At 63.9% G+C, this 22,587-nt stretch carries 26 protein-coding genes; 10 read left to right on the top strand and 16 right to left on the bottom strand.

Annotated elements, in window-relative coordinates; translation table 11 throughout:
* Window positions 1-30: 30 nt before the first annotated feature.
* The gene (locus tag ACEWFR_RS08275) at window positions 31-339 is read left to right on the top strand and encodes a HalOD1 output domain-containing protein (RefSeq protein WP_374060581.1); all 309 of its coding nucleotides are present in this window, start codon (window positions 31-33) and stop codon (window positions 337-339) included.
* A gap of 12 nt (window positions 340-351) precedes the next feature.
* Here ACEWFR_RS08275 and ACEWFR_RS08270 read toward each other — a convergent pair whose 3' ends face one another.
* From ACEWFR_RS08270 to trmB, 8 genes are all read right to left on the bottom strand, one after another.
* Complete coding sequence (locus ACEWFR_RS08270) at window positions 352-1,320, bottom strand: sugar phosphate isomerase/epimerase family protein (protein WP_374060580.1); 969 nt, start codon at window positions 1,318-1,320, stop codon at window positions 352-354.
* A 112-nt stretch (window positions 1,321-1,432) separates the two neighbouring features.
* Window positions 1,433-1,678, bottom strand: a complete 246-nt coding sequence (locus tag ACEWFR_RS08265; RefSeq protein WP_374060579.1) for a hypothetical protein — start codon at window positions 1,676-1,678, stop codon at window positions 1,433-1,435.
* Between the two features lie 150 nt (window positions 1,679-1,828).
* Window positions 1,829-2,953, bottom strand: coding sequence for a Gfo/Idh/MocA family protein (locus ACEWFR_RS08260; protein ID WP_374060578.1), 1,125 nt, complete (start codon window positions 2,951-2,953; stop codon window positions 1,829-1,831).
* Between the two features lie 295 nt (window positions 2,954-3,248).
* A complete protein-coding gene (locus tag ACEWFR_RS08255; RefSeq protein WP_374060577.1) occupies window positions 3,249-4,442 on the bottom strand; it encodes an ABC transporter ATP-binding protein in 1,194 nt (397 codons plus the stop codon).
* Between the two features lie 4 nt (window positions 4,443-4,446).
* On the bottom strand, window positions 4,447-5,529 hold the full coding sequence (locus tag ACEWFR_RS08250) for a carbohydrate ABC transporter permease (RefSeq protein ID WP_374060576.1): 1,083 nt from the start codon (window positions 5,527-5,529) through the stop codon (window positions 4,447-4,449).
* Window positions 5,529-6,584, bottom strand: coding sequence for a carbohydrate ABC transporter permease (locus ACEWFR_RS08245; RefSeq protein WP_374060750.1), 1,056 nt, complete (start codon window positions 6,582-6,584; stop codon window positions 5,529-5,531). Before ACEWFR_RS08245 ends, ACEWFR_RS08250 begins: the two co-directional genes overlap by 1 nt.
* A gap of 31 nt (window positions 6,585-6,615) precedes the next feature.
* Complete coding sequence (locus ACEWFR_RS08240; protein WP_374060575.1) at window positions 6,616-8,082, bottom strand: extracellular solute-binding protein; 1,467 nt, start codon at window positions 8,080-8,082, stop codon at window positions 6,616-6,618.
* 411 nt (window positions 8,083-8,493) lie between these two features.
* Window positions 8,494-9,561 carry an HTH-type sugar sensing transcriptional regulator TrmB gene (gene trmB, locus ACEWFR_RS08235; RefSeq protein ID WP_374060574.1) on the bottom strand — a complete coding sequence of 356 codons (1,068 nt, stop codon included), beginning with the start codon at window positions 9,559-9,561 and terminating at the stop codon, window positions 8,494-8,496.
* A 139-nt stretch (window positions 9,562-9,700) separates the two neighbouring features.
* On the opposite strand from trmB, the gene ACEWFR_RS08230 reads away from it, so the two are divergent.
* Window positions 9,701-10,711 (top strand): mechanosensitive ion channel family protein, encoded by a 1,011-nt coding sequence (locus tag ACEWFR_RS08230; protein ID WP_374060573.1) that lies wholly within the window; start codon window positions 9,701-9,703, stop codon window positions 10,709-10,711.
* A gap of 97 nt (window positions 10,712-10,808) precedes the next feature.
* The gene (locus ACEWFR_RS08225) at window positions 10,809-11,249 is read left to right on the top strand and encodes a universal stress protein (protein ID WP_374060572.1); all 441 of its coding nucleotides are present in this window, start codon (window positions 10,809-10,811) and stop codon (window positions 11,247-11,249) included.
* A 53-nt stretch (window positions 11,250-11,302) separates the two neighbouring features.
* On the opposite strand, the gene ACEWFR_RS08220 is transcribed toward ACEWFR_RS08225, so the two are convergent.
* Window positions 11,303-11,713, bottom strand: coding sequence for a universal stress protein (locus ACEWFR_RS08220; protein WP_374060571.1), 411 nt, complete (start codon window positions 11,711-11,713; stop codon window positions 11,303-11,305).
* 187 nt (window positions 11,714-11,900) lie between these two features.
* Between ACEWFR_RS08220 and ACEWFR_RS08215 the strand changes: the two genes are divergently transcribed.
* Both ACEWFR_RS08215 and ACEWFR_RS08210 read left to right on the top strand, forming a co-directional pair.
* On the top strand, window positions 11,901-12,140 hold the full coding sequence (locus ACEWFR_RS08215) for a DUF5816 domain-containing protein (RefSeq protein WP_374060570.1): 240 nt from the start codon (window positions 11,901-11,903) through the stop codon (window positions 12,138-12,140).
* 212 nt (window positions 12,141-12,352) lie between these two features.
* Window positions 12,353-12,661, top strand: a complete 309-nt coding sequence (locus ACEWFR_RS08210) for a hypothetical protein (RefSeq protein ID WP_374060749.1) — start codon at window positions 12,353-12,355, stop codon at window positions 12,659-12,661.
* A 36-nt stretch (window positions 12,662-12,697) separates the two neighbouring features.
* On the opposite strand, the gene ACEWFR_RS08205 is transcribed toward ACEWFR_RS08210, so the two are convergent.
* Window positions 12,698-13,909, bottom strand: a complete 1,212-nt coding sequence (locus ACEWFR_RS08205; RefSeq protein ID WP_374060569.1) for an alanine--glyoxylate aminotransferase family protein — start codon at window positions 13,907-13,909, stop codon at window positions 12,698-12,700.
* Window positions 13,910-14,148: 239 nt separating this feature from the next.
* Here ACEWFR_RS08205 and ACEWFR_RS08200 point away from each other — a divergent pair, with 239 nt between their 5' ends.
* The 4 genes from ACEWFR_RS08200 (at window position 14,149) to ACEWFR_RS08185 (ending at window position 16,796) form a co-directional block, all read left to right on the top strand.
* The gene (locus ACEWFR_RS08200) at window positions 14,149-15,138 is read left to right on the top strand and encodes a metal-dependent hydrolase (protein WP_374060568.1); all 990 of its coding nucleotides are present in this window, start codon (window positions 14,149-14,151) and stop codon (window positions 15,136-15,138) included.
* Window positions 15,139-15,232: 94 nt separating this feature from the next.
* On the top strand, window positions 15,233-15,850 hold the full coding sequence (locus tag ACEWFR_RS08195; protein ID WP_374060567.1) for a hypothetical protein: 618 nt from the start codon (window positions 15,233-15,235) through the stop codon (window positions 15,848-15,850).
* Window positions 15,843-16,502 carry a hypothetical protein gene (locus ACEWFR_RS08190; protein WP_374060566.1) on the top strand — a complete coding sequence of 220 codons (660 nt, stop codon included), beginning with the start codon at window positions 15,843-15,845 and terminating at the stop codon, window positions 16,500-16,502. Before ACEWFR_RS08195 ends, ACEWFR_RS08190 begins: the two co-directional genes overlap by 8 nt.
* 93 nt (window positions 16,503-16,595) lie before the next feature.
* Window positions 16,596-16,796 (top strand): dodecin, encoded by a 201-nt coding sequence (locus tag ACEWFR_RS08185; RefSeq protein ID WP_006180927.1) that lies wholly within the window; start codon window positions 16,596-16,598, stop codon window positions 16,794-16,796.
* Window positions 16,797-16,946: 150 nt separating this feature from the next.
* Here the strand turns inward: ACEWFR_RS08185 and ACEWFR_RS08180 are convergent, their stop codons facing one another.
* From ACEWFR_RS08180 to ACEWFR_RS08155, 6 genes are all read right to left on the bottom strand, one after another.
* Window positions 16,947-17,321 carry an iron-sulfur cluster assembly accessory protein gene (locus tag ACEWFR_RS08180; RefSeq protein WP_098727082.1) on the bottom strand — a complete coding sequence of 125 codons (375 nt, stop codon included), beginning with the start codon at window positions 17,319-17,321 and terminating at the stop codon, window positions 16,947-16,949.
* A 112-nt stretch (window positions 17,322-17,433) separates the two neighbouring features.
* Window positions 17,434-17,646 carry a hypothetical protein gene (locus ACEWFR_RS08175; RefSeq protein WP_098727081.1) on the bottom strand — a complete coding sequence of 71 codons (213 nt, stop codon included), beginning with the start codon at window positions 17,644-17,646 and terminating at the stop codon, window positions 17,434-17,436.
* A gap of 90 nt (window positions 17,647-17,736) precedes the next feature.
* The gene (gene hisD / locus ACEWFR_RS08170; protein ID WP_374060565.1) at window positions 17,737-19,029 is read right to left on the bottom strand and encodes a histidinol dehydrogenase; all 1,293 of its coding nucleotides are present in this window, start codon (window positions 19,027-19,029) and stop codon (window positions 17,737-17,739) included.
* A 116-nt stretch (window positions 19,030-19,145) separates the two neighbouring features.
* On the bottom strand, window positions 19,146-19,367 hold the full coding sequence (locus ACEWFR_RS08165) for a hypothetical protein (RefSeq protein ID WP_374060564.1): 222 nt from the start codon (window positions 19,365-19,367) through the stop codon (window positions 19,146-19,148).
* A gap of 149 nt (window positions 19,368-19,516) precedes the next feature.
* Window positions 19,517-20,359 carry an ABC transporter permease gene (locus ACEWFR_RS08160; protein ID WP_374060563.1) on the bottom strand — a complete coding sequence of 281 codons (843 nt, stop codon included), beginning with the start codon at window positions 20,357-20,359 and terminating at the stop codon, window positions 19,517-19,519.
* A complete protein-coding gene (locus ACEWFR_RS08155) occupies window positions 20,356-21,465 on the bottom strand; it encodes an ATP-binding cassette domain-containing protein (protein WP_374060562.1) in 1,110 nt (369 codons plus the stop codon). The genes ACEWFR_RS08160 and ACEWFR_RS08155 overlap by 4 nt, the downstream gene beginning before the upstream one ends.
* Before the next feature lie 376 nt (window positions 21,466-21,841).
* Here ACEWFR_RS08155 and ACEWFR_RS08150 point away from each other — a divergent pair, with 376 nt between their 5' ends.
* Window positions 21,842-22,474, top strand: coding sequence for a metal-dependent hydrolase (locus ACEWFR_RS08150; RefSeq protein WP_374060561.1), 633 nt, complete (start codon window positions 21,842-21,844; stop codon window positions 22,472-22,474).
* The last annotated feature ends 113 nt before the right edge of the window (window positions 22,475-22,587 follow it).

The following is a 22,587-nucleotide window of genomic DNA, read 5'->3' as shown; positions in this document are numbered from 1 at the left end:
CTTATCAGCGGGACTACCAAAGAGACAGGTATGTCCTATCTGGACAATACGTCGACGCCTGACGGGACGATCCCGCCGTCCCAGGCTATCATCGAGGCCATCGCAGCGCGCGACGGTGTCGACGTCACCGACGTCGAGCCGCCGGCGTACGATCCGCTGTTTACGGTCGTCAACCCGGAAGCGCTCGACGAACTGTTCACTACCACCGCCGGTACCGCCAGCAGCGTGGTGGTCCGACTCGAGTACGAGGGCTACGAGCTAGTCGTTCGCGACGGCAGCGACGTTGAGGTCCGCGATCGCTCGGCCGACGACTCCGTCAACAGCCCGATCGAAGAGTAGCCCCGGTTCGGGTCATTCGGCCCAGTGTGCCTCCCCGGGTTGCGTTTCGAAGACCGCCCGCTCGAGCAGGTTGACCGCCTTCTCGAGGCCCTCCCGGGAGCTGGTTAGCGAGTCCTCGTGTTCGATGCTCAGGGCGCCGTCGTAGCCGATCATGCGAAGCGTCGAGACGATATCCTTCCAGTGGGATTCGCCATGGCCGTAGCCGACCGACCGAAAGAGCCAGGACCGATTCGGCTCGTCGGTGTACGGCGTCGTATCCAGTACGCCCTTTTCGCGGGCCTTTGCGTCGTAAATTCTGGTGTCCTTGGCGTGGACGTGGTGGATCGCCTGGCGCTCGCCCAGATATCGGATCGCGTCGGTGATCGTGATCCCCTGCCAGTAGAGATGCGAGGGATCGACGTTCGCGCCGATCCGCTCGCCGGTCTCCTCGCGCAGTCGCGCCATCCCGTGGGGTTCATAGATCAGCATGTTCGGGTGCATCTCGATCGCCACGTCGATCCCGTGATCGTCGGCGTACTCGGCGATCTTGCCCCAGTACTCGATCGCCCGCTCCCACTGGTACTCGAGGGCTTCGGCGTGTTGGGGCGGCCAGGGTGCGGTGATCCAGTTCGGGGTCTCGTCGGTCGGACTCCCCGCCGGCAGTCCCGAGAAACAGGTGATGGTTCCGACCTCAAGCTGGGCGGCCAGGCGGATCGCCTCTCGGAGTTCGGTATCGGCTTCCTCGGCCCGCTCGTCGTCGGGATGGAGCGGGTTGTTGTGGGTCGCGAGCGCGCTGATCCGCATCTCGTACTCCGCGAGCAGGTCGCGGAGCTCGGCCTGTCTGGTCTCGTTGTCGAGATACTCGGCCCGCGTAATGTGGTCCTGACCGGGATGCCCGCCGACGCCCGGCTCGATCGCTCCGACGCCGATCCCGTCGAGGTAGGGGAGCGCGCTCTCGAGCGGTTCGTCGGCCAGCGGTGGGGTATGAACGCCGATCTCCATGAGGGGAGCGACCACTGCCGGAGCAATAAAACGGGGGCCGGCGAGCATCGGTCGTCGCAGTGCTTCGTCCGGGTATCGAACGATCGCCGTACAACGGGTCTGCCTTCGAGGGTCAGCCTTTGATCGTCAAAACCCCGTCGTTGACGATCACGTCGCTCGCTTCCGTCGGCACGTCGAACTCGAACTGTCTTCCGCCGACGGTAACGATCGCCGTGTCGTCGACGACGTCGACCGACGGGTGCTCGCCGGTCGGACCGAAATCAACGGCGATGATGCTCTCGTCGTCGTACTCGCGGTTACTGATCGTGATCTCGTCCCCGTCGCCGGCGACGTCTTTCAGTTCGGGAGGCGTTTCCATATCCAACCGTTGGTGACTCCGCGACGTAAACGTCGTGCACGAAACCGCCCCGTCGGTGCGGCCACCCGTTCGCGTTTCGCTTCGGTGCTGTCACCGCGGCTGTCGGCTCGTACCGATTGATCTCGGTGGCAAACGGCGGACCAGACGCGGCTATTCGCTCGAGTCGTTCACTTCGTCGATCGTGTACGTCCGTTCCTCCTCGCTCGAGCGATAGATGCCATCGATGATCCGCTGGACCGTAAGCGCTTCCTCGACACTGTTGACGGGCCCGCCATCGCCGACGATCCGGTCGAAAAACGCCCGCTGTTCGTCCGTGTGGGTATCGTTCTGTCGCGTTTCGATCGTCGTATCCTCGAGATGGTCGGGACCGTCCTTGCTCGCCGAATAGATGGAGAGGTCGCCCTCGAGGAGGTCGAACCGGGCTGCCGCGTCGGTCCCGCGGGCGACGAACTCGTGGGTCGCCGGTCGGTTGGTCGCCCAGGCGACCTCGAGCGAAATCGTTCGATTCCCCGCACAGCGGATGAAGGCGCTGGCGGAGTCGTCGACGTCGAAGCCGTCCGCTCCCGCGTCGTCGGCCCACATGTCGAGATAGGCGTACTCCTCGCGGGAGCCGAACTCGCTCCGTGCGACGCCGCTGACTTCCGTCACGTCGGGGTAGCCGAGCAGATACAGCGCGAGGTCGATAGCGTGGACGCCGAGATCGATGAGCGCGCCGCCCCCGGCGATCCGTCGCCGGGTGAACCACGACCCCCGCCCCGGAATCCCGCGCCGCCGAACGTAGTTCGCTTCGACGTGGGAAACGTCACCGAGCTCGCCTCGCTCGATGCGGTTTTTCACGATCCGGACGGTGTTGGCAAACCGGTTGTTGAACCCGACCATCGCGTACCCCTTCGACGCGGCGGCGGCGTCCGCGATCCGTTCTGCGCTTTCGATCGAGTGGCCCAGCGGTTTCTCGAGTAGGACATGCAAATCCCGCTCGAGGGCGTCGACCGCGTACTCCTCGTGGTATTTGTTCGGCGTCGTGATGATGACGGCGTCGACGGCGTCGTACAACTCGTGGTGTTCGTCGTAGACGTCAACGTCGTACCGTCTGGCAAAGCGCGTTCGAGCTTCGGCGGCGATGTCCATTCCACCGGCCAGCGTGACGCCGAGTTCCACGAGTCGCTCGGCGTGGTACTGGCCGATGTTTCCCAGCCCGACGATACCAGTTTCGATATCTGCTCGGTTCGATGTCATTTTCCTGTGATTCTGGAACTGCCGTCGTTCGTCTCGCACCAGTCTGATACACCCTGTGGCGCTATATCGAATATTCTCGCTCGAAGGACTTCGGTCCGTTGCCAAACGAGGCACGGGGACCAACTGGAACTCGGTGAGAGCCGGTTGGGGACCGAGTCGTCAGCGGAGCCGATAGTGTCGGTACCGTTCCAACTCGACGGGAATCCGAGAGCGGTTGTCCGATTTCCCGTCTCATACGGACTCCCGTCAGTCAGTTCCGGCCACCCGCGACCCGCCATGGGGTGGGTCGGGACACGGTGACACCAGACCGTCTCAACCATCGATGAACGGGGGACTAGCTGTCCGCTTCCGTCCGAGTGGTGCCGGACTCGCGATCCGGGGAGTCAGTCAGGCCGTGAAGCAGCGCCTCTCCGGTGGCGGTATCGAAGAGGTGAATCTTCGATCGATCCAGCACGACCTCGACGTCCTGACCCGCTTCGATATCCGTATCGGGGGTGACGCTCATCAGCAGCTGATTCGGTGACGTCGCGGCATCTTTGTCCATCGACCCCGTCTCGGCCTCGGCCTCGGCGAGTAACAGGTAGATGAAGACCTCGTCTCCCATCGGCTCGAGGACGTCGGTCCGGGCGTCGATCGGTGCCGTCGGCGCAGCGAGCGAGTCGGCGTAACGGGTCAGATGGACGTCCTCCGGCCTGACCCCCAGCGTGATGGCGTCGCCGACTGTCACGTCCGGAATCCGCGTCGGATCGAGATCGACGGTGAAGTTGTTCGTCTCGAGGCCGTTTTCGACGAGTTCGCCCTCGGCGAAGTTCATCGACGGCGAGCCGATGAAGCCTGCGACGAACAGGTTCGTCGGTTCGTTGTAACAGACGAGCGGCGGCGCGATCTGCTGGAGTTTACCGTCGTTCAGGACGGCGATCCGGTTGGACATCGTCATCGCCTCGGCCTGATCGTGGGTGACGTAGATGACCGTCGCGTCGAGTTCCCGGTGAAGGCGCTGGAGCTCGGTCCGCATGTGCACCCGAAGCTTCGCGTCGAGGTTTGCCAGCGGCTCGTCCATCAGGAACACGTCCGGGTTGCGAACGATCGCGCGGGCGATGCCGACCCGCTGTTGCTGGCCGCCGGACATATCGGCCGGCATCCGATCGAGCATCCCCTCGAGCTGGACGATGTCGGCGGCCTGCTCGACGCGACGCCGGACCTCCTCGTCGTCGTACTTCCGGAGCCGCAGTCCGAAGGAGATATTCTCGTAGACGTCCATGTGGGGAAACAGCGCGATGTTCTGGAAGACCATCGCGACGCCCCGGTCTTTCGGGGCGAGGTTGGTGACCTCGTCGTCGCCGATGTACACCCGTCCCTCCGAGGGTGTCGTCAGCCCCGCGACGGTCTCCATGGTCGTCGACTTCCCACAGCCCGACGGGCCGACGAAGGTGACGAACTCGCCGTCTTCGACCTCGAGGCTGACGTCCTCGACCGCCGTTTCCTCTCCGTACCGTTTCGTGATGTTCTCGAGTCGTACTCGTGCCATTGTGTTACTCTTTGAGCGCGCCGGCAGTCAGTCCGCTGACGATCTTTTCCTGTGCGATGACCACGAGGATCGCAACGGGGATGACCCCGAGGATGCTCGCCGCGGCCATGAGGTTGTACAGCACCTGGTACTGCCCCTGATAGGCGAGGATGCCATCGAGGATCGGTGCCCAGTTTTCGGGCTGGCCGTCCGTCATCAGGAACGAGAAGAAGAACTCGTTGTAGACCGCGATGAACGTCAGCACGCCGGCGGTCGCGACGCCGGGTGCCGACAGCGGGATGATGACGCGGAACAGCGCGCCCAGCCGAGTCGTTCCCTCGACGCGGGCCGCGTCCTCGAGCCCGTCGGGAATCTGCGAGTAGAACGTCGTGAGGATGAAGATCGCCAGCGGCATGAAGATCGCCGACAGCGGTGTCACGAGGGCGAAGGGTGTGTTGTAGAGTGTCCCGTCGCCGGTGATCGGCTCGAGGAAGAAAAACGAAGTGTTGAAGAGGTCGTTCAGCGGGATGAAGAAGGCCGCTGGCGGGAAAAAGGAAATGACCAGCACGAGCAACATGAGCGGCGTCCGGCCGGGGAACTCGAGGCGGCCGAAGGCGTAGCCCGCGAGGCTGGCGATGACGAGGACGACGACCGTCGAGGCCAGCGCGATCACGAAGCTGTTGAACATGTAGACGTGGAAGGGGACGACCTCGAAGACCTCGATGAACGCGTCAGGATTGAAGCCGTTGGGGGTGAAGACGATGTCCTGGAGCTGTCCCTCGGGCGTCAGCGCGACCATGAGCAGCCAGTAGAAGGGAAACAGGGTCGTAAAGAGAAAGAAGATCGCCGCGACGTAGAACATCGCACGGTACACTCGCTCGGGGTGGGAGATGGAGTCGGAGACCCACTGCTGGAGCGGACCTCGATCGAGTTCAGCCTCGCGGGCGTCCTCGAGGACGTTCGTGCCGCCGTCGGGGCGGCCCGCGGACCGGTCCGTCGGCTCGCCGCCATCGGGCCGGCGGAGGGGTGGATCACGTGGTTGATCGTCCCCGCCGTCGCCGATACCGCCGCTACCGTTCGGATCGGTGGAATCTCTCGGATCGGTCATCAGTACATCCCTCCTTCGGTGTCGCGGAAGAGCAGCACGTAGCCGCCGATAATCAGGCCGATCACCAGCGCCGTCGCGAACGCCACGGCGGCGGCCGTCGCGTAGATGCGCGTCCCGCCGAACATCGCCTCGACGACGAGACAGCTCAGCGACGGTACGGTGGTACAGCCGGCCGTCGATTCGATCAGCCCGAAGACTCGCATCGCGTCCATCGTTCGGAACAACATTGCGACCAACAGCGCCGGCATTATCAGCGGAAGCGTGATCAGTTTGAACCGCTGCCACGGTGAGGCCCCTGCTACGCGCGCGACATCGTACAGACTCCGATCGACGCTCTGGAGTCCCGCGAGGATCAGCAGGGCCATGAACGCCGAGGACTTCCAGATGTCGGCCACGAGGATGATGATGAACGCGTCCCGGCTGTTCGCCAGCGGCGTCGCACTAAAGATGCCGAGACTCTGCATGAGGTCGGAACCGAATCCGACCGTCGGCTGGAACAGCAAGAAGAAAATCATCCCCTGAATGACAATCGGCACTGCCCACGGGAGGATGATCGCCACGCGGACCCAGCGTCGGCCCCTGAAGTCCTGATCGAGCACGTAGGCTTGGCCGAATCCGACCACCGTCTCGACGACGACGCTGATGACCGCGAACGCGAGCGTGACGAACAGCGCCTGCTGGAAGAACGGGGTGCCGAGTTCGACGAAGGGGAACGACGACGTCAAGCCGACGTCGAGGAACTGTCGAGCCAGCCGCGCGTTCCCGGTGAGAATGTCGACGTAGTTTTCGATGCCGACGAACGCGCCAAGCGGCTCCAACCCCCGCGTCTGGTTGGCCCGGAGCGAGATGACGAACGTCCGGATCAGCGGGTAGAACGCGATCAGCGTCAGCAAGGCGAACGCGGGCAGCAATAGCAGGTACGCGTACGCCGCTTCGCTCAGGTTCTCCATCCAGTTCATGACGGCGTTGCCCGTTCGCTCCCGGTCCTGGCTCCGTCCGGATTCGCCGCCGGTTAGCGTGCCGCCGTCGGTCAGCGGTTTGCTGGCGGGTGCCATGCCGTCGTCGGGACGCTGCTCGTCGTCGGAATCAGTTCCCATTCGTTTGCACCTCCGCTTCGCTCTGCTGGAGTTCGTTCGCAAGATCGCTCATCGCAGCCTTGGGTGCTTTTTCGCCGCGGTACGCCGCGTTCACTTCCTGGTATATCAGCGCCGACTGCTCGGGCCAGAGGTCGGTCGCCGGTCGCGGAATCGCGTTCTCGCTGGCCGACTGGACCACGTCGGCGTAGCGGACGACGGGCCCGACATCGTCCGGACTGGCCTCCGCGACCAACTCGAGGTTCGGCGGGAGGAAGCCACCCAGTTCGAAGACCGTGAGCATTACGTCCTCGGTGGCGAAGGCCTCGAGGACCTGCAGCGCTTCCTTCTGGCGATCCGAAAACCGGCTCACCGCGAGGTTCCAACCGCCCAGCGCCGCGGCGGTGCCGCCGACGTCCGCGTACTGGGCTTCCTCCCGGGAGACCGCGTACGGTCTCGTCATGACGCCGAGGTTCTCGTTGAAGGCATCCTCGGTCCCGGTCTCCGCGATCGCATACGACCAGTTGCGGTTCGAGACGGCCTCACCGCCCGAGAACGGGGCGAGCGACTGCTGTTCCGTCCACTGGACGATCGCTGACGGACAGATCTGGGGGTACCGTTCGAGGGTGTTTCCCTCCTCTCCTTCGATGAACGATCGCATCATCCGGATCGCGTCGATGACCCGCTGGTCGTCGACCGTGATCGGTCGGTCACCGGCGGTAAACAGGTTCTCGACCCCGCCGTAGTACGCGCCGCCCCATGTCGTCATCACCTCGTTGAACGTACAACACGACAGCCCCTCGTAGGCGGCCGCCTGCGTCGTGAGTCCGTAGTTGAGGTCGGCTCCGTCCCTCGCATCTCGGACCGCGTTCGCGAACTCCTCCCAGCGAGGTGGATCGGTCCCCCAGCCGCTCGTGTCGTAGCCGGCGTCCTCGATGAGGTCCTCACGGTAGAGGGTAAACCCCAGATCGGGAAACAGCGGCAGGGCGTGTAGATTGCCGTTTTGCGGATGGCGCGCCGTCTCGAGGATCGCCTCGAGATAGGTGTCGTTGACGTAGCTGAGGACATCCTCCGGGAAGCGTTCGGTCAGGTTGACCGTCTGCTCGCGAAGGATAAACGGGACCGTCCAGCCGCTGTCCATCATGTGAATGTCGGGGGGAGCCCGCCCCGCCTCGAGTGCCGACTGGGTCGTCTGCATTCGCGATGCGGAGTCGCTGACGACGGTCTGAATCTCGACGCGGATGTCCTCGTCGAGACCGGCGTCCCACAGCGCTTTCTGAATCGACGGATCGTCTCCGTCGCTGTGCATGATCCCCGCAACGTCCTGAGCGGCGGTCATCACCACCCGTCCCGGGCTGCGACCCCGACCGAGGCAGCCGGTGACGGCGACCGCTCCTGCTGTCGACGCCGATGCAGCTTTCAGGAACGACCGTCGTCTGACGCGAGTGCGGTCGCGTCGGCCGGTGGATTCGCGTCCCATGCGGGGTAACGGACCACGTTCATCACCTTAATTGTTAGCTATAAATATGGTAATAAAATGTGAGTGTTCGAATCGCGTTCCAGTTATGGTCTCCCAATGGTGAACGCTGTGAGGATTGCCATCGACATGTTTGCAAAGCGGCTCGGAAGTGAGGCTCTACTCACCTGTTGCGCGCCAGCGGTCGGCAACTGCCGGCCGTTGGGCTACGAGAGCACCCCTCTTCCTCGGCGGGCAGATTCTGCCGGATCGGCTTGATGCACACGCTCTCCTATCCAACCGGAGCTGATTTCGACGGCTCGACGCTCGAAGCCACCTCGTCGGCTCGGCGCTCGAAGCCACCTCGTCGGCTCGGCGCTCGAAGCCACCTCGTCGGCTCGGCGCTCGAGGCCCGATTCTCCGCGCTGGGAGCGATCAGCGATCCTCGAGGGTCGGCGGCTCGTTCCGACCGATGCGGATCTCGTGGGCCTCGATGTCCTCGAGGGCGGCGACGCGACCACCGACGGAGAGTTCCTCGCCCTCCGCTGTTTCGATCGTGATGCTAGCGACTTCCTCGCTGACCTCGAAGGAGATGTCGCGGACCCGACCGCGGACGATCCGCTTGCCGCCGACCTCGACGTCGCGACCGTCGACGGTCGCGTAGAACTCGCCGCCCTCGTCGAGCAGATCTTTCACGCACCGGCGGATCGAGGCGTACTTTCGTGGATACGATCTCGCGGTGTCGTCCTCGCCGAGCGTTTGGTCGGTGGTCGTCCAGAGAACGGTCCCGAAGAAACTAGAGACGAGAAAGCCCAGCGCCGACCGGTTGAAGATGACGCCGTAGCGATCCTGATCGTCCCGCAGGGCGTCTTGCGTCGCGTAGACCGAATAGCTGCCGTCGGCAACGGCGACGACCGGCGTTGTGATTCCCCGCCGGGCGCGGGCGGTCGACGCAACCTCGCCGTACGCGAACTCCGCCGGATCGGGCGCCTCGCTCGCCGGCGTCACGATCAGGTCGACGCTCACGCCGGTCTCGATCGCGTCGCGCAACTCCGCTTCGAACCGGGTCAGCAGGTCCGGCGTCAGCGAAAGCGCGAGTTCGAACTCCGCACCGTCGATGACCTCCTCGAGGTAGCGCAGGATCGTCGATCGCGATTTCACGAGGGAGACCGCCTCCGTGTCGCGCGCCGGCGCGGTGTAGCGGGCCTCGAGTTCGTCGATCATCTGTTCGAAGGAGGTCTGGACGTCGTCGAACGCCTCCCCGGGATCGATCGCGACGACCTTCATGGGACGGGATTCGCGCAGTTCGACGAGGCCGCGGTCGCTGAGACTCCGGACGGTATCGTACACTCGGGGCTGGGGGATGTCCGTTCGGTCCGCGATCTCGCTCGCCGTGAGCTGTCCCTGCTCCAATACGGTGAGATAGGCGTCGATTTCGTATTCGCCGAGGTTGAAGCGGTCCCCGACACGCTCGACCGTCGAGCGAAGTTCGTCTGGTGCCATATCCGCCCCTACGATCCCGGCGGCTAAATGATTTATTATATTCTGAGTAGCACGCGTTTTCGAAATCGGGTTGTTACATGACCGGTGGCCGAAACTGATGGTCAGAACCCTTAACCACTACCGGCCTGAGAGTGTTGCCATGCGCAGGGTCCTTCAGGAGAACGCGAGCTCCGCGGGAGATGCGAGCTCGGCGGTCAACGTGATTCAGCGCAACATCCCTGGTGATCCTCCCGAGATCCTCATCGAGATTGCCCTCGCGTTCGTCGTGCTCGTCGTCGGCTGGTACCTCTCGAAGGTCGCGGTTCGGATCGCCGGTCGAACGGTCGCCCGTCGAATCGAACGACCGAGCGTCACGCGAACCGCTCTCCGCGGTGTCAGGGCCGCCGTTCTCCTCTGGGCGGCCGTCGTCGCTGCGAGTATCCTCGGCGTCGGCGACACGCAAATCCTCCTCTCAGTGACCGTGATATCGGCCGTCATCGCAGTCGTGCTCGCCCCGGTGGTCGGCAGTCTGATCAACGGTCTCTACGTCCTCGCCGACCGGCCCTACGAGATCGGCGACATGATCGAGGTCTCCGACGCCGGTCACCGCGGGTTCGTCGAGGACATCACGATCCGGTACACCAAGATCTTCACGCTCCAGAACACCTTCATCGTCATTCCGAACTCCGAGATCCACGCGCGCGATGTTATCAATTACTCCGCGGAAGACGAGCGCACGCGGGTCTCGCTCAGACTCGATATCACCTACGAGAGCGACCTCGAGGCGGCGCGAAAGGCCACCGAACGAGCCGCCCGAGGCGTCGACGACGTCATCTCCGGCGGTCCGGACATTCGGATCGGCAGCGCCCGATACGCCGCAGCACCCTCCTGTTACATCACCGAGTACGGCGACCACGGGATCGCTCTGGAACTGTTCTTCTGGATGAAACACCCCTACAAGCAGACCGTCGTCCGGTCGGCGGTGCAAGACGCTATCGGCGAACGGTTGGCAGATCTCGACGTGGAGTTCGCCTACCCACACCGCCACCACGTCTTCGACGAAACCAGCGGCGTCGCACGACTGGCCGTTGACGACTCGCGATTCGAGCGCACGGCCGCGGACTCACCCGTCGAACCGGGCGGGAGCCCCGCGGACCCGGCCGACCGGTAACGACTGCGCTCTCGCTCACGACTGCACGCTCTTCTCCCGGTGTCCATCGTGGTGATGATTTATACGCCCCCCACACCAATCACAACGTATCCGACAGATGTACGACGATGTTCTCATACCCACCGACGGAAGCGACACGATTTCCCAGACGCTGGCTCACGGACTGCCGATCGCCGCGAACAACGACGCGACGGTCCACTCGCTGTACGTGGTCGATAGCCGCGTCACCGCTGCTGCCGGCGAAGACACCAGTACGGACCTCGAGCGGACGCTCGAGGACGAGGGCCAGAAGGCCGTCGCCACCGTTGCGGAACGAGCGACGGCCGAGGGGCTCGAGACCGTCAGCGAGGTGCGTCAGGGAACACCCGCGAAAACGATCCTCGAGTACGCCGACGAGCAGGGGATCGATCTGATCGTCATCGGCACTCGAGGGAAGAGTCCACGCGAGAAGGTGACTTCGCTCGGGAGCGTCTCGGAGCGGGTGGTCGACAACGCTTCGATTCCAGTGTTCGTCGTCCGAAACGCGGGTGACAAGTAACAGCGGTCGGCGGGGGATCGGAGACGGAGAATTGCACGCGGAAGTCCAGGGGCCTACGCGCTTGCGCTTTCGACCGTAATGACTTCACAGTCGAGATGGCTCCGGAGATATCGATCGATATCGGGGTTGTCCGTAAAGCGCTGGAAGATGCGTCGGAGCCGACTCGCTTGCTTGCTCCCGATGACGACGGCGTCGGCTTGCTCCGCCGCGACTTCGTCGAGGATGCTCTCCTCGACGAGAAAGCCGGTCCGAACGACGTAGCGGGTGTTTTCCAGCCGTCCGTACGCTCTCTCGACGGCGTTTTTCAGGTCCAGACGCGTCACTTTTTTCCCGTTCTGGTAGAGGTCGACGTGGAGGACTGTTAACGCGGCCTCCCGCTCGCGGGCGACCTCGATCGCCCGCTCGAGCGTTCGTCTCGAATGCTTCGACAACGGATACCGAACGGGAACCACGACCAGCGACATTAGCCGTTCGAACGATTTCCGTGCGGGTAAACCTTTCAGTACGGATAGTCCACACTGCAAACCTGTCACACACTATCGTCCGAACCGTCGGCCAATCCGGTGCGGTTCTCAGGGACGTGAGGTGCTCGAGGAGGCGATATCGACCCGGACAGACAGTCATTTACCGCGAGCGACGGTATGGGCGGACATGCAAACCTGGTCGACCGATGATGACGGCACCGTCTATATTTCGGAGACGGACGGCGACAAGGGGTCGAAGGGGCCGTTCCTCGTCGCCTACGAATCCAGCGATACCACCAGCCGCTACGGCTGGTTCTGTACGAACTGCGAGACCCTCGACAACGCGATGGATTCGATGGGCCGAATCAAATGCAACCGATGTGGGAACTTCCGGAAGCCCACCGAGTGGGACGCCGCTCACGAGTGACGCCGTCGCTGCACCGGGCACACCGAAACCGGTCGTCGTGTGATGGAACGTCCTAATAGACGATTACTGACGAAAACTCCTGATACCGGGACACAGCCGAACCGAAATCACTGGGTAGTTCCAACTAGTGGAGAAGTAACTGGGCATTCTTGTTACGTACTAACATTTATGGTGGATGCCGACATAGGTAGTAGTGAATGGGTCCTGTTAACATGCGACTCGTCGAGCAGGCCAGGTCGATCTTCGCTGAGCTGGGTTACACCGTCGAAGGCAACGGCCCCGAGTTTCGCGCCGAACGCGCGTGGAAAGTCGTCCACGTAAACGCCGTCCTCGAGGCGGACGAGCTTCCGCCCGCTTCGTCGGGACAGTTCCACTGTTTCGTCGCCGAACCCGAGGACGCGGACGATCTCGAGGCGCGACTCGAACGGACGAATCCGAACTACGAGTGGGCCATCATCGTCGTCGACGGGGAGGACTATCAGGTCGAACGAGCGCCTCCAGGACCGCGAGTAACAGCATAGAAACCGACGGTCCACGAGTGACCGTCGCGACGTTCCTTATTCTTCGAGCGCGTTGCGCGTCGCAGTCACGCCTGCACCCGGATCGACGGCCGCCCCCATCGACTCGAGGACGTCACCGAGCGCCGTCACCACGTAGATCACGTTCTCGGGCCGCGCTGAGTGGCCCATGCAACCGATTCGGAAGATTTCGCCGGCGAGATCGCCCAGCCCACCGGCGATCTCGAGGTCGTATTGCTCGATCAGCGCGTCGCAGACCTCGCCGTCGTCGATGCCCGCCGGGACGCGGACGGCGTTCAGGCTCGGTAGCCAGTACTCGTCGGGTGCGTTCATCTCGAGGCCCATCGCCTCCATGCCGGCTTTCAGTGCACCGGCCAGTCGCTCGTGGCGCGCCCAGCGGGCTTCGATTCCTTCCTCGGCGACGAGGCGCAGCGCCTCCCGGAGCGCGTAGACGTTCGTGATCGGCGCGGTGTGGTGATACGCGCGCTCCTCGCCCCAGTAGCCCTCGAGCAGTGAGAGATCGAGATACCACGAGCGAGGGTCTTCCTCGCGCGAGAGGACCTTCTCCATCGCCTCGTCCGAGAGGGTCAGCGGGCTGGCACCCGGCGGACAGGAGAGACACTTCTGTGGCCCCGAGTAGGCCACGTCGATGTCCCACTCGTCGACCCGCAGCTCCACGCCGCCCAGCGAGGTGACGCTGTCGGCGATTACGAGCGCGTCGTGGTCGTGAGCCGCTGCCGTTAGCTCGGGGACAGTGGGCTGGAGCACCCCAGTACTCGTCTCGGCGTGGACGAACCCGAAGACCTCGGGGTCGTGTTCGGCCAGCGCGTCCGCGACGTCATCGGGCTCGAGCGGTTCGCCCCACGGAGCGTCGACCTCGACGACCTCGCCGCCGGCCCGCTGGGCCATCGAGGCCATCCGGCCGCCGAAGTAGCCGTTCGTCGGGACGAGCATCGTGTCGCCGGGTTCGACGACGTTGCCGATCGCGGCCTCCATCGCGGCCGAGCCGGTCCCCGAGACCGGAATCGTCCACTGATTGTCCGTTCGAAAGGTGTAGCGCAACAGCTCCTGGACCTCGTCCATAATCTCGATGAAGGCGGGATCGAGGTGACCCACGAGCGGCGTGCTCATCGCCCGGAGCACGCGCGGGTTCACGTCGCTCGGTCCTGGCCCCATCAGGGTTCGATTCGGGGGAGTGAGTTCGCCAACGGACGGCGCGCGAGTCGCCTCGGTCGACGGTTGCTGAGCCATGGGCGTGTGCTCGCTTGCCATCCGCAAAGACCTACCGACAGCGGCGAACGACAGACCCGCGGTGGCCGTCTGCAGGTATCGACGCTCGACTCGACGACAGGCCCAGTGTCCGTTTGACGACAGGTCGAGCGTCCGTTCGACGACGGCCCGAGTTCGGTCATCGCCTCTCGAGTGGTAACTGCCACCGTCTGGCACTGGGGCGAGTCGCTTAAGCCCACGCATTCCGTATTCGACATGTTGTGTTCATCGGCCATGCCCTGTTCGCGTTCGCCGTCGCGGCGCTGGTCGCCGACTGGAGAGGCTGGGATCGCCGACCGGCCCTGTTCGTCGGAATCGTCGCGGGCGCGTTCGCTGCGATTCCGGATATCGATGTCGCATACGCGCTCGTCGGCCTCCTCGAGTGGCACGCAGCGGACGGAGCGCTCGGAGCGTCGACGGCCTTCTGGGACGCAAGCCGGGTCGTCCACCGCTCGGTCACCCACTCGCTGGTCGTCGGCGCGATCGCCGCGCCGGCGTTCGGTCTGCTCGCCGTCAGCGGTCGCACCGCTCGAGCGCGAGCCCTTCGGACCGGTGCGATCGGCACCCTCGGGGCTCTCGTCGCCGTTGCACTCGTCTGGGACGGCCCGCTCGCCGCGCTCGTGATGGGGCTATTCGCGGCGAGCGGCATCCTCGTCGCTCGCTGGGCCGCGCGAGCGTCGCCGCTCTCGCCGTCGACGGTCGCCCTCGCCGCGCTGTGGGGCCTCTGGTCGCATCCGTGGGGGGACCTCGTTACCGGCTCACCCCCGGATTGGCTCTTCCCGTTTGGCTCCCCCGCGCTCGAGTCGCGCGTCGTCTTGCATTCGGACCCGACGCTGCACTTGCTGGGCGCGTTCGCGATCGAACTCGCCGCGATCGCGTTCGCACTCGTGACGATTTGCCGGCTCACCGATCGGTCGCTCCTCGGGTTCGTCGACCGCCGGGCCGGGGTGGGCGCGGCGTACGGCGTCGCCGCGCTCGCGGTGACGCCGCCGACCCTCGAGGTGTCCTATCACTTCGTCTTCTCCATCCTCGGCGTCGGCCTGCTCTGTGGCGTCGTTCGGGATACCCCCTCGCTGGCGTTCCCGCGCGCGACCTCTCGCCGACTCCCGTCGTCGGACGCGGTCCTCGAGCGCTCGCTTACGGCACTGGCAGCCATTGCGTTCGCTCTGGTTGCGTACGCGATCGTCTACCTGTTCGTCGTGCCGATGTGAAGAACGGATTATCGAAGTCTCGCTGCTCTCGTTCCAGCGTCATTTCAATCAATGACGGCATATGTTTTTGTGAGAACGCTCGATACGAGTCAGTGTGGCTCAGACCTTACTCGAGGGATTGATCGCGGACGGGCGATCGAACGCGGCGATTGCGTGGGTATTAGTCGCCGCTATCGCGGCCATCGGCGTCGGCGCACTGGTGACCGATGGGAACCTCTGGACGACGTTCGCAGCGATACTCGTCGTCCTCGCGCTGCTCCCACCCGTCGCCTTCCGATCGCCGCTGGTCATGCTTCCCTGGGAGGTCCTGTTGCTCGCGGCGCTGCCGGTACTCGCCGTCGCTTTCGGTGCCGACCGGTTGACGGGACACATTACGTCGTATCTCTCCGTTGCGGCTATCGCGCTCGTTCTCGTCGTCGAACTTCAGACGTTCACCTCCGTTCGCATGACTCCCAGCTTTGCCGTCGTCTTCGTCGTGGTCGCGACGATGGCCGCCGCGGCGCTCTGGGCCCTCTTTCGGTGGAGCATCGCCGGCATACTCGGCGTCCCGTTTACGGCCGACCACGACGACGTCATGTGGGAGTTCGTCTACTCGGCGGTCAGCGGGCTCGGTGCCGGCGTCGTCTTCGAACTCTATTTCAGACGACTCGCCCGTTCGGCGCAGCGTCTCCCCGAGAACGCCCGCGGAATCGCGGAGGGTGACGATGCGTAATCTCACGAATTGGTTGCCGTCCCAGCATCGCCAGCGGCAGCTCACCTATCTCATGGAGATCGGGCTGGTCGGCATGCTGTTCGTCGGGATCGAGCGGGGCAACGGTGGGATCGTCATCAACACCGGCGTGGCGCTGGCCGTGACCCAGCTCCCGCCGCTGCTCGAGCGCGACTACGAGATCCCGATGGATCCGCGTCTCACCCTGTGGATCACCACCGCCGTTTTCCTCCACGCGTTCGGTACCGTCGGGCTGCCCGGTGCCACCGCGACGCTCTACAGTCAGGTCTGGTGGTGGGACCACATGACCCACGCCCTGTCGGCGTCGCTGGTCGCGGGCGTGGGCTACGCCACCGTCCGCGCGCTCCACGAGCACGCGGCGGGCATTTACTTTCCCCGCCGGTTCGTCGCCGTGTTCATTCTACTCTTCGTCCTGGCCTTTGGCGTTCTCTGGGAAATCCTGGAGTTCGTAATCGCACTCTCGGCCGACGCACTCGGCGTCAAAGCCGTGCTCACGCAGTACGGGCTCGAGGACACGATGCTCGATTTCGTCTTCAACTCGATCGGCGCGATCGTCGTCGCGCTATGGGGCGGTGCCTACCTCACTGACGTCTCCGGTGCGATCCGCGAGCGCCTCGAGTCACGGACCGAGTGACCCGTTCGCCGTCGCCGTTACCGACACCAGCGGGCTTCTCTTCGTGAAACCGACAGCAGTTTTACGTCGATATGGCTCGTAGGTGGAGGGGCGATGGTATTCAAGAAAATTACGCTCATCGGCACCAGTCCCGAGAGCTTCGACGCCGCAGCAGACGACGCGATCGACCGCGCGGAAGCTACCCTCCAGAACGTTCAGTGGATCGAGGTCGACGAACTGGGCGTCGAGGTCGCCAGCGCCGACGACCGCGAGTATCAGGCCGAAGTCACCGTCGCCTTCGAACTCGAGGAGTAAGCGCCGTCTCGAGTCCGGCCGGTTACTCGAACCGCTCCCGTTTTTTGTCGCTCGAGTTCTACGCTCTCCACTCCCAGTGCTGTCGGCGTTCGGTCGACTGGGCAAAACGGCGGAGGGGTGGGTGGCGGGAATCGCTGTTCGTGTGATCGATTATGTCCGGAACGATTCGCCACAGCCGCACTCGCTGACGACGTTCGGATTGTCCACGTGGAACCCTTCGGCTTGCAGGCCGTCCTCGTAGTCGAGGACGCTGCCCTCGATGTACTTCAGGCTCGCCGGATCGACGAACACGCGCAGCTCGTGGTGTTCGTAAATCGTGTCGTCGTCGTCCGGTGCGTCGTCGAACCGCATCCCGTAGGAGAGACCGGCACAGCCGCCCTGCTGGACGAACAACCGGAGGCCAGCTTCAGTCACGTCGAGGTCCTCTCCCTCGAGCAGGGAGAGGGCCTGTTCGGCCGCGTCCTCGGTCACTTCGATTTTCGGACGCGTGTCCGCCTCCCCGCCGTCCATACTGTCCGTGCTCATACCTCTCCATTCCGGCGCAACGATGTTAACTGTGACGCCATTCTCTCCGGGACTAGCCGAATCGGGTTCCGTCTTCGCTCGAGCGAGTGCGTTCCTCGGTTCTCGCGTTTGTTCACCAGTTCGAGCGCTGCCGGAACGAACGATAGTAGGGGCCGAACTGTCGTTTGTCGTTGCGCGAGAGCTCGATGTCGTGTTCCGCTAGGAGTTCGAGCATCCGTTCGAGCTCACAGTCGTACCACATCGAGAGGAGCCGCACGTTCTTCTGTGCGTAATCGTAGTTGCGCTCGAGGACGCGCCTGTCCGTCGGATCGACACGCGGTTCCATCTCATTTCCCTTTCCGTTCTCCAGCCACGTAAAACCAGCTTGCAGTTCAGCGAATTGAAAAACCATCGATCGACAGTATTTCACCGATCCTTACCGATCCGCTTCCTCGTCGAGCCGGGTTCGAACGCTCTCGGCGTGGGCCTCGAGCCCCTCGGCGTCCGCGAGCGCCGTGATCGTCCCGCCTAGTTCGGCGAGTCCCTCCCTGGAGAGTCGCTGGACCGTCGTCGACCGGAGGAACGTCTCCACGGAGAGGCCGCCGGTGACTCGCGCACCGCCGTTGGTCGGCAGGACGTGGTTCGTTCCGCTGGCGTAGTCGCCAGCCGCGACGGGCGTGTTCGGCCCGAGGAAGACGCTCCCCGCGCTCTCGATCCGCTCGAGGATCGACTCGTCGTCGTCGGCGATGATCGAGAGGTGCTCGGGTGCATACGCCTCGGTAAAGAGGATCGCCTCGCTCATCGACCGGGCGTGGAGGACCCCGCTCGCGTCGTTCGCGAGCGCCTCCCGAATCACATCCTCGCGCTCGCGCGCGGTGATCTGGTCATCGACGGCCGCGGCCACGGCATGGGCGGTGTCCTCGTCGTCGGTGACGGCCACGACCGAGGCGTTGGAGTCGTGTTCGGCCTGGGCGACGAGTTCCGCGGCGACGAGTTCCGGGTCCCCAGTCTCGTCGGCCACCACGACCACTTCGCTCGGTCCCGCGAGGAAGTCGATCTCCACGTCGCCCCGGACTTCGGCCTTCGCCGCCGTCACCCACTTGTTGCCGGGGCCGACGATCTTCTGAACGCGAGTGATCGTCTCCGTCCCGTACGCCAGCCCCGCGATCGCCTGCGCGCCGCCGACGCCGTAAACTGCGTCCGCACCCGCGATGTGGATCGCCGCCAGTGTCACCGGGTTCAGTTCATCGGCCGGTGGCGTCACCACTGAGACGTGACCGACGCCGGCCACTGTCGCCGGGACGACCCCCATGATCGCACTCGAGGGATAGGCCGCCGAGCCGCCGGGAACGTAGACGCCGACGCGCTCTATCGGTCGAAACCGTCGTCCCAGCGTCCGTCCTTCGCTGAACTCGCGTTGCCAGTCGTCGGGCAGTTGCGCTTCGTGAAACTCGCGAACGTTCGCCGCGGCCGTTTCGATCGCGGTTCGGATTTCGTCGTCGATCTCAGCGGCGGCCCGCTCGCACTCGTCTGTGATCTCGAGGTTGCCGACTTCGATACCGTCGAACTCGCTCGTAAACTCGCGGACGGCGACGTCGCCCTCCGTGTGGACGCGCTCGACGATCTCGCGAACGTCTTCCCTGACCGCCTCGATGCCGGCGTCGCGCTCGAAGAAGGCCGCGCGGTCGTCCGGCCCGAGGTCCGCGATCGCCTGAACGTCGATTGTCATACCCTCACGTTCGAACGGCGGTCGAAAAACGGTTTCCTTCCGGTGGTCGACTCGGGTACCGGATCGATCGCATCACGGCGGTTCGATAGACCGAGGCACAGCAACGGCCGGCCGTCTCACGAATCGGGATTCTCGACTTCCCAGATTCCGACGAAGTCGAGGGTCGCTCTGACGAACAGATAGAGGAGGAGCCCGAAGCCGACGATCGCGAGCGGTGCCTGCAGGAGATTCGCGGTTTCCACGTCGAGGACGATCCGACTGATCCCACGAACGAAGAAGCTCGTGATGACGATCCCGAACCCGATGACCGCGAGTTTGACGAATCCCGATCGGTCCATGGCTACTCGTACGAGCACGGTCGCTAAATGGTATCGGTTATTCCCAGATCGGCGACCGTCGGAGGCCGCATACGGACTGCTGTCAGTCAGTTCCGGTGCGGCCGCGAAACCGTCCCACGGTCGCACGGAAATCGTTCCAGCAGACCGCATCAGCGAACGTCGGCGCTGGCTGCGCGGCCGATCGCGTAGACGGCGACCGATCCGAACGTGAACGCGAGTCCCACGAGAACAGCGAGTGCCGGCACGAGCGTGTCCCACATCCCGCCGAACCGGGTAACTTCGATCACGGTCATCGTATCCTCGCCGAGCATCACTGCACGAGCGGCGTCGACACCGTAGGTGATCGGGTTGAACGTCGCGACCGTCCGAATCCAATCCGGAAGCGCCGGCAACGGGAGAAACGCACTCGAAACGAACAGCAAGGGCAACTGAAGCAGGTTCGCCCCGATAATCGTCGACTCCTCGTCGCGGGTCACCACGGCCAGCACGTTCGAGAATGCAGTGAACCAGACCGAGAACACGACACAGATGGCCGCGATTGCGATCGCGCCCGCGATTCCGGTCGCGATTTCGGCACCGAGCAACACGCCCAATCCGAGCACGATTACGACCTGTACGACGATGCGGACGACCTCGGCGAGCGTCTTCCCCAGGAAGACGGCGGTCCGGTTCATCGGACTGACCAGTATCTTCTCGAACATCCCGGTCTCGATGTCGTTGACCAACCCGATTCCCGACGTCGCGGCCGCCACCAGCGCCACCTGGATCACGATCGCCGGCACGAGATACGTCTCGTAGCTGACGCCCTCGAGGGCGGCCGTCGCGACGCCGCCGAACACCTGCGTGAAGAGCACGAGGAAGATGATCGGCTGGACGAGCGAAACGACGAGCACGAACGGGTTCCGAACCGACTTGATCGTCCACCGGACGAACGTGACCCACACGTCGCTCGCGAAGCCCCCGCCGTGCCGGTCGACATCTGGTGTACTCATCCGTTTACCTCGTCTCGATCGACACCGTCCCCGTCTTCACTCTCGTCGCTCACCGTCGATTCTCTCGCGTCTCTCGAGTCACGGCCGCCGTTACCGATCGTTCCGGACCGTGCAGCGTCGGTCGTGTCCGACTCGCGTTCCGTCGACGGGTCGTCCTCGTTCCCCTCACCCGTCACCGCGAGGAACACGTCGTCGAGCGTCGGTGCACGGACGTCGAACCCGATAACGTCGATTCCGGCGTCCCGCAGTGCGACTAACAACTCCGTCCCACGCGTGCGCGCATCGCGGGCCGTCACTGCGAGCCCCGGCTCCGTTGCTTCGATCGCCGCCCCGTCAGCGAACAGCGACTCATCGCGGGCGACCGCTACTGCGCGCTCACTCTCGTCGGGGTCAGCCAGCTCGACCGCGAGTATCTCGCCGCCGACGCGACGTTTCAGCTCTCCAGGTGTCCCCTCCGCGACGACCGTTCCGTCCTGAATGACCGACAGCCGCTCGCACAACTGGTCGGCCTCCTCGAGATACTGAGTCGTCAGAAAGACGGTCGTTCCCTCGTCGTTGATCCGCCGAAAGTACTCCCAGAGCCGGTTTCTCGCTGCCGGATCGAGTCCAGTCGTCGGCTCATCGAGGAATACCAGCGGCGGCCGGTGGACGAGCGCGGTCGCCGCGTCGAGGCGCTTTTTCATCCCGCCGGAGAAGTCGTCCGCGACTTTGTTCGCGACATCGGTTAGTTCGACAAGTTCGAGCAGTTCATCGATCCGCTCGTCACGCTGCGCTCGCGGCACGCCGTAGGCATCACACGCGAACCGGAGGTTTTCTCGAGCGGTCAACTCGGGATCGATACTCGTCTCCTGAGCCATATACCCGACCGTCGACCGTACCTGTCGGGGCTCCTCGATGGCGTCGAACCCGTTGACAACGATGGAGCCGTCGGTCGGTCGCAGGAGCGTCACCAGCGTCTTGATCGTCGTCGTCTTGCCCGCGCCGTTCGGTCCCAGAAAGCCGACGAATTCGCCGCGTTCGACGAGGAGATCGACGTCGCGGACCGCCTCGGTCCCGTCCGCGTACGTCACCGCCACGTCGCGCGCTTCGATAGCGTAGTCGGTCACAGTCGTGCTATGGCAACCACGGGGATATATAGTAGCCACTGAAACGATTCACACACTGATCGTATAGCTGTCGTTCGATCAGATGTACAATGACTTTCAGTGGCTACTATCGTTATAAGACCAGCCACACGTCGCCATGGCCCCTCGTGTCGGCCAGTGCCGTTTCACAAGGGCTCGTCAAACGGGAGTGACTTTCCGTTCCAACTGCCGGAGTCTCATCAACGCGTGACAGCAACGCTGTCAATCACAGACGTTGTCTCGTAAGATGGGCTTATCGAGTACTGTATCGACCGTTGCAGTCCCCCAGACCCGGCTCAGCCGCGAGCGCCACGACAAGCGAACCATAACTATTCCTTGGACGACGGACCATCCAGCCATGTGGCCGTGGGAACACGCGATCGTCGGTTATCTTGCATATTCACTGTGCTGTCACACCCTTTTTCGTGACTCGCCCACCGGACTCGAGGCGTTCGCTGTCGTCCTCGCGTCGGTTCTCCCGGACCTGATTGACAAACCACTCGCCTGGGAGTACGGCGTGTTCGAGAACGGCTACGCGATCGGTCACTCGCTTTTCTTCGCGGTGCCGCTGGCGATTCTCGTTGGAACGATCGCGAACGTCGCGACACGGCCGCGGGTCGGTCTCGCGTTCGGACTCGGCTACCTGTCACATCCCTTTGGCGACGTTGTAGACTCAGTGTTCCGGAAGGATGTCTTGCAGCCCGAACTCATGCTCTGGCCGGTCGCTACGGTCGAGGGACACTCCCCTGGGCCAGGTTTCCTCGAGGCATTTTTCGACCTGTTCGGTCGCTACTCGAGTGATATGCTCGCTGGCGATATCTCGACGTATCTGTGGGCACAACTCGGACTTGCCGGGGCGGCGCTGGTGGTATGGCTCGTCGACGGCGCGCCGGTCCTTCGCGAGTGTCTGTTAGCCGGATTGGGACTCGTCCGGTCGGGTCTCGGACGAGAAGCCGATGCCTCGAGTTCGAATCCGCCGAATCAGCGGTAGCGTCGCCGGAGCATTCGGTCGACGGCACTCGGGCCAATCGAGTCACTTCGTGACTGTCCAACGTGGCGCAGTGGCCGCTCGAGACGATGGCCTTATATGTTCACTCGGACTTC

Source organism: Natrinema sp. H-ect4, assembly GCF_041894845.1.
In the GTDB taxonomy this organism is placed as follows: domain Archaea; phylum Halobacteriota; class Halobacteria; order Halobacteriales; family Natrialbaceae; genus Natrinema.
This window is presented reverse-complemented; position numbering and strand designations above follow the sequence as displayed.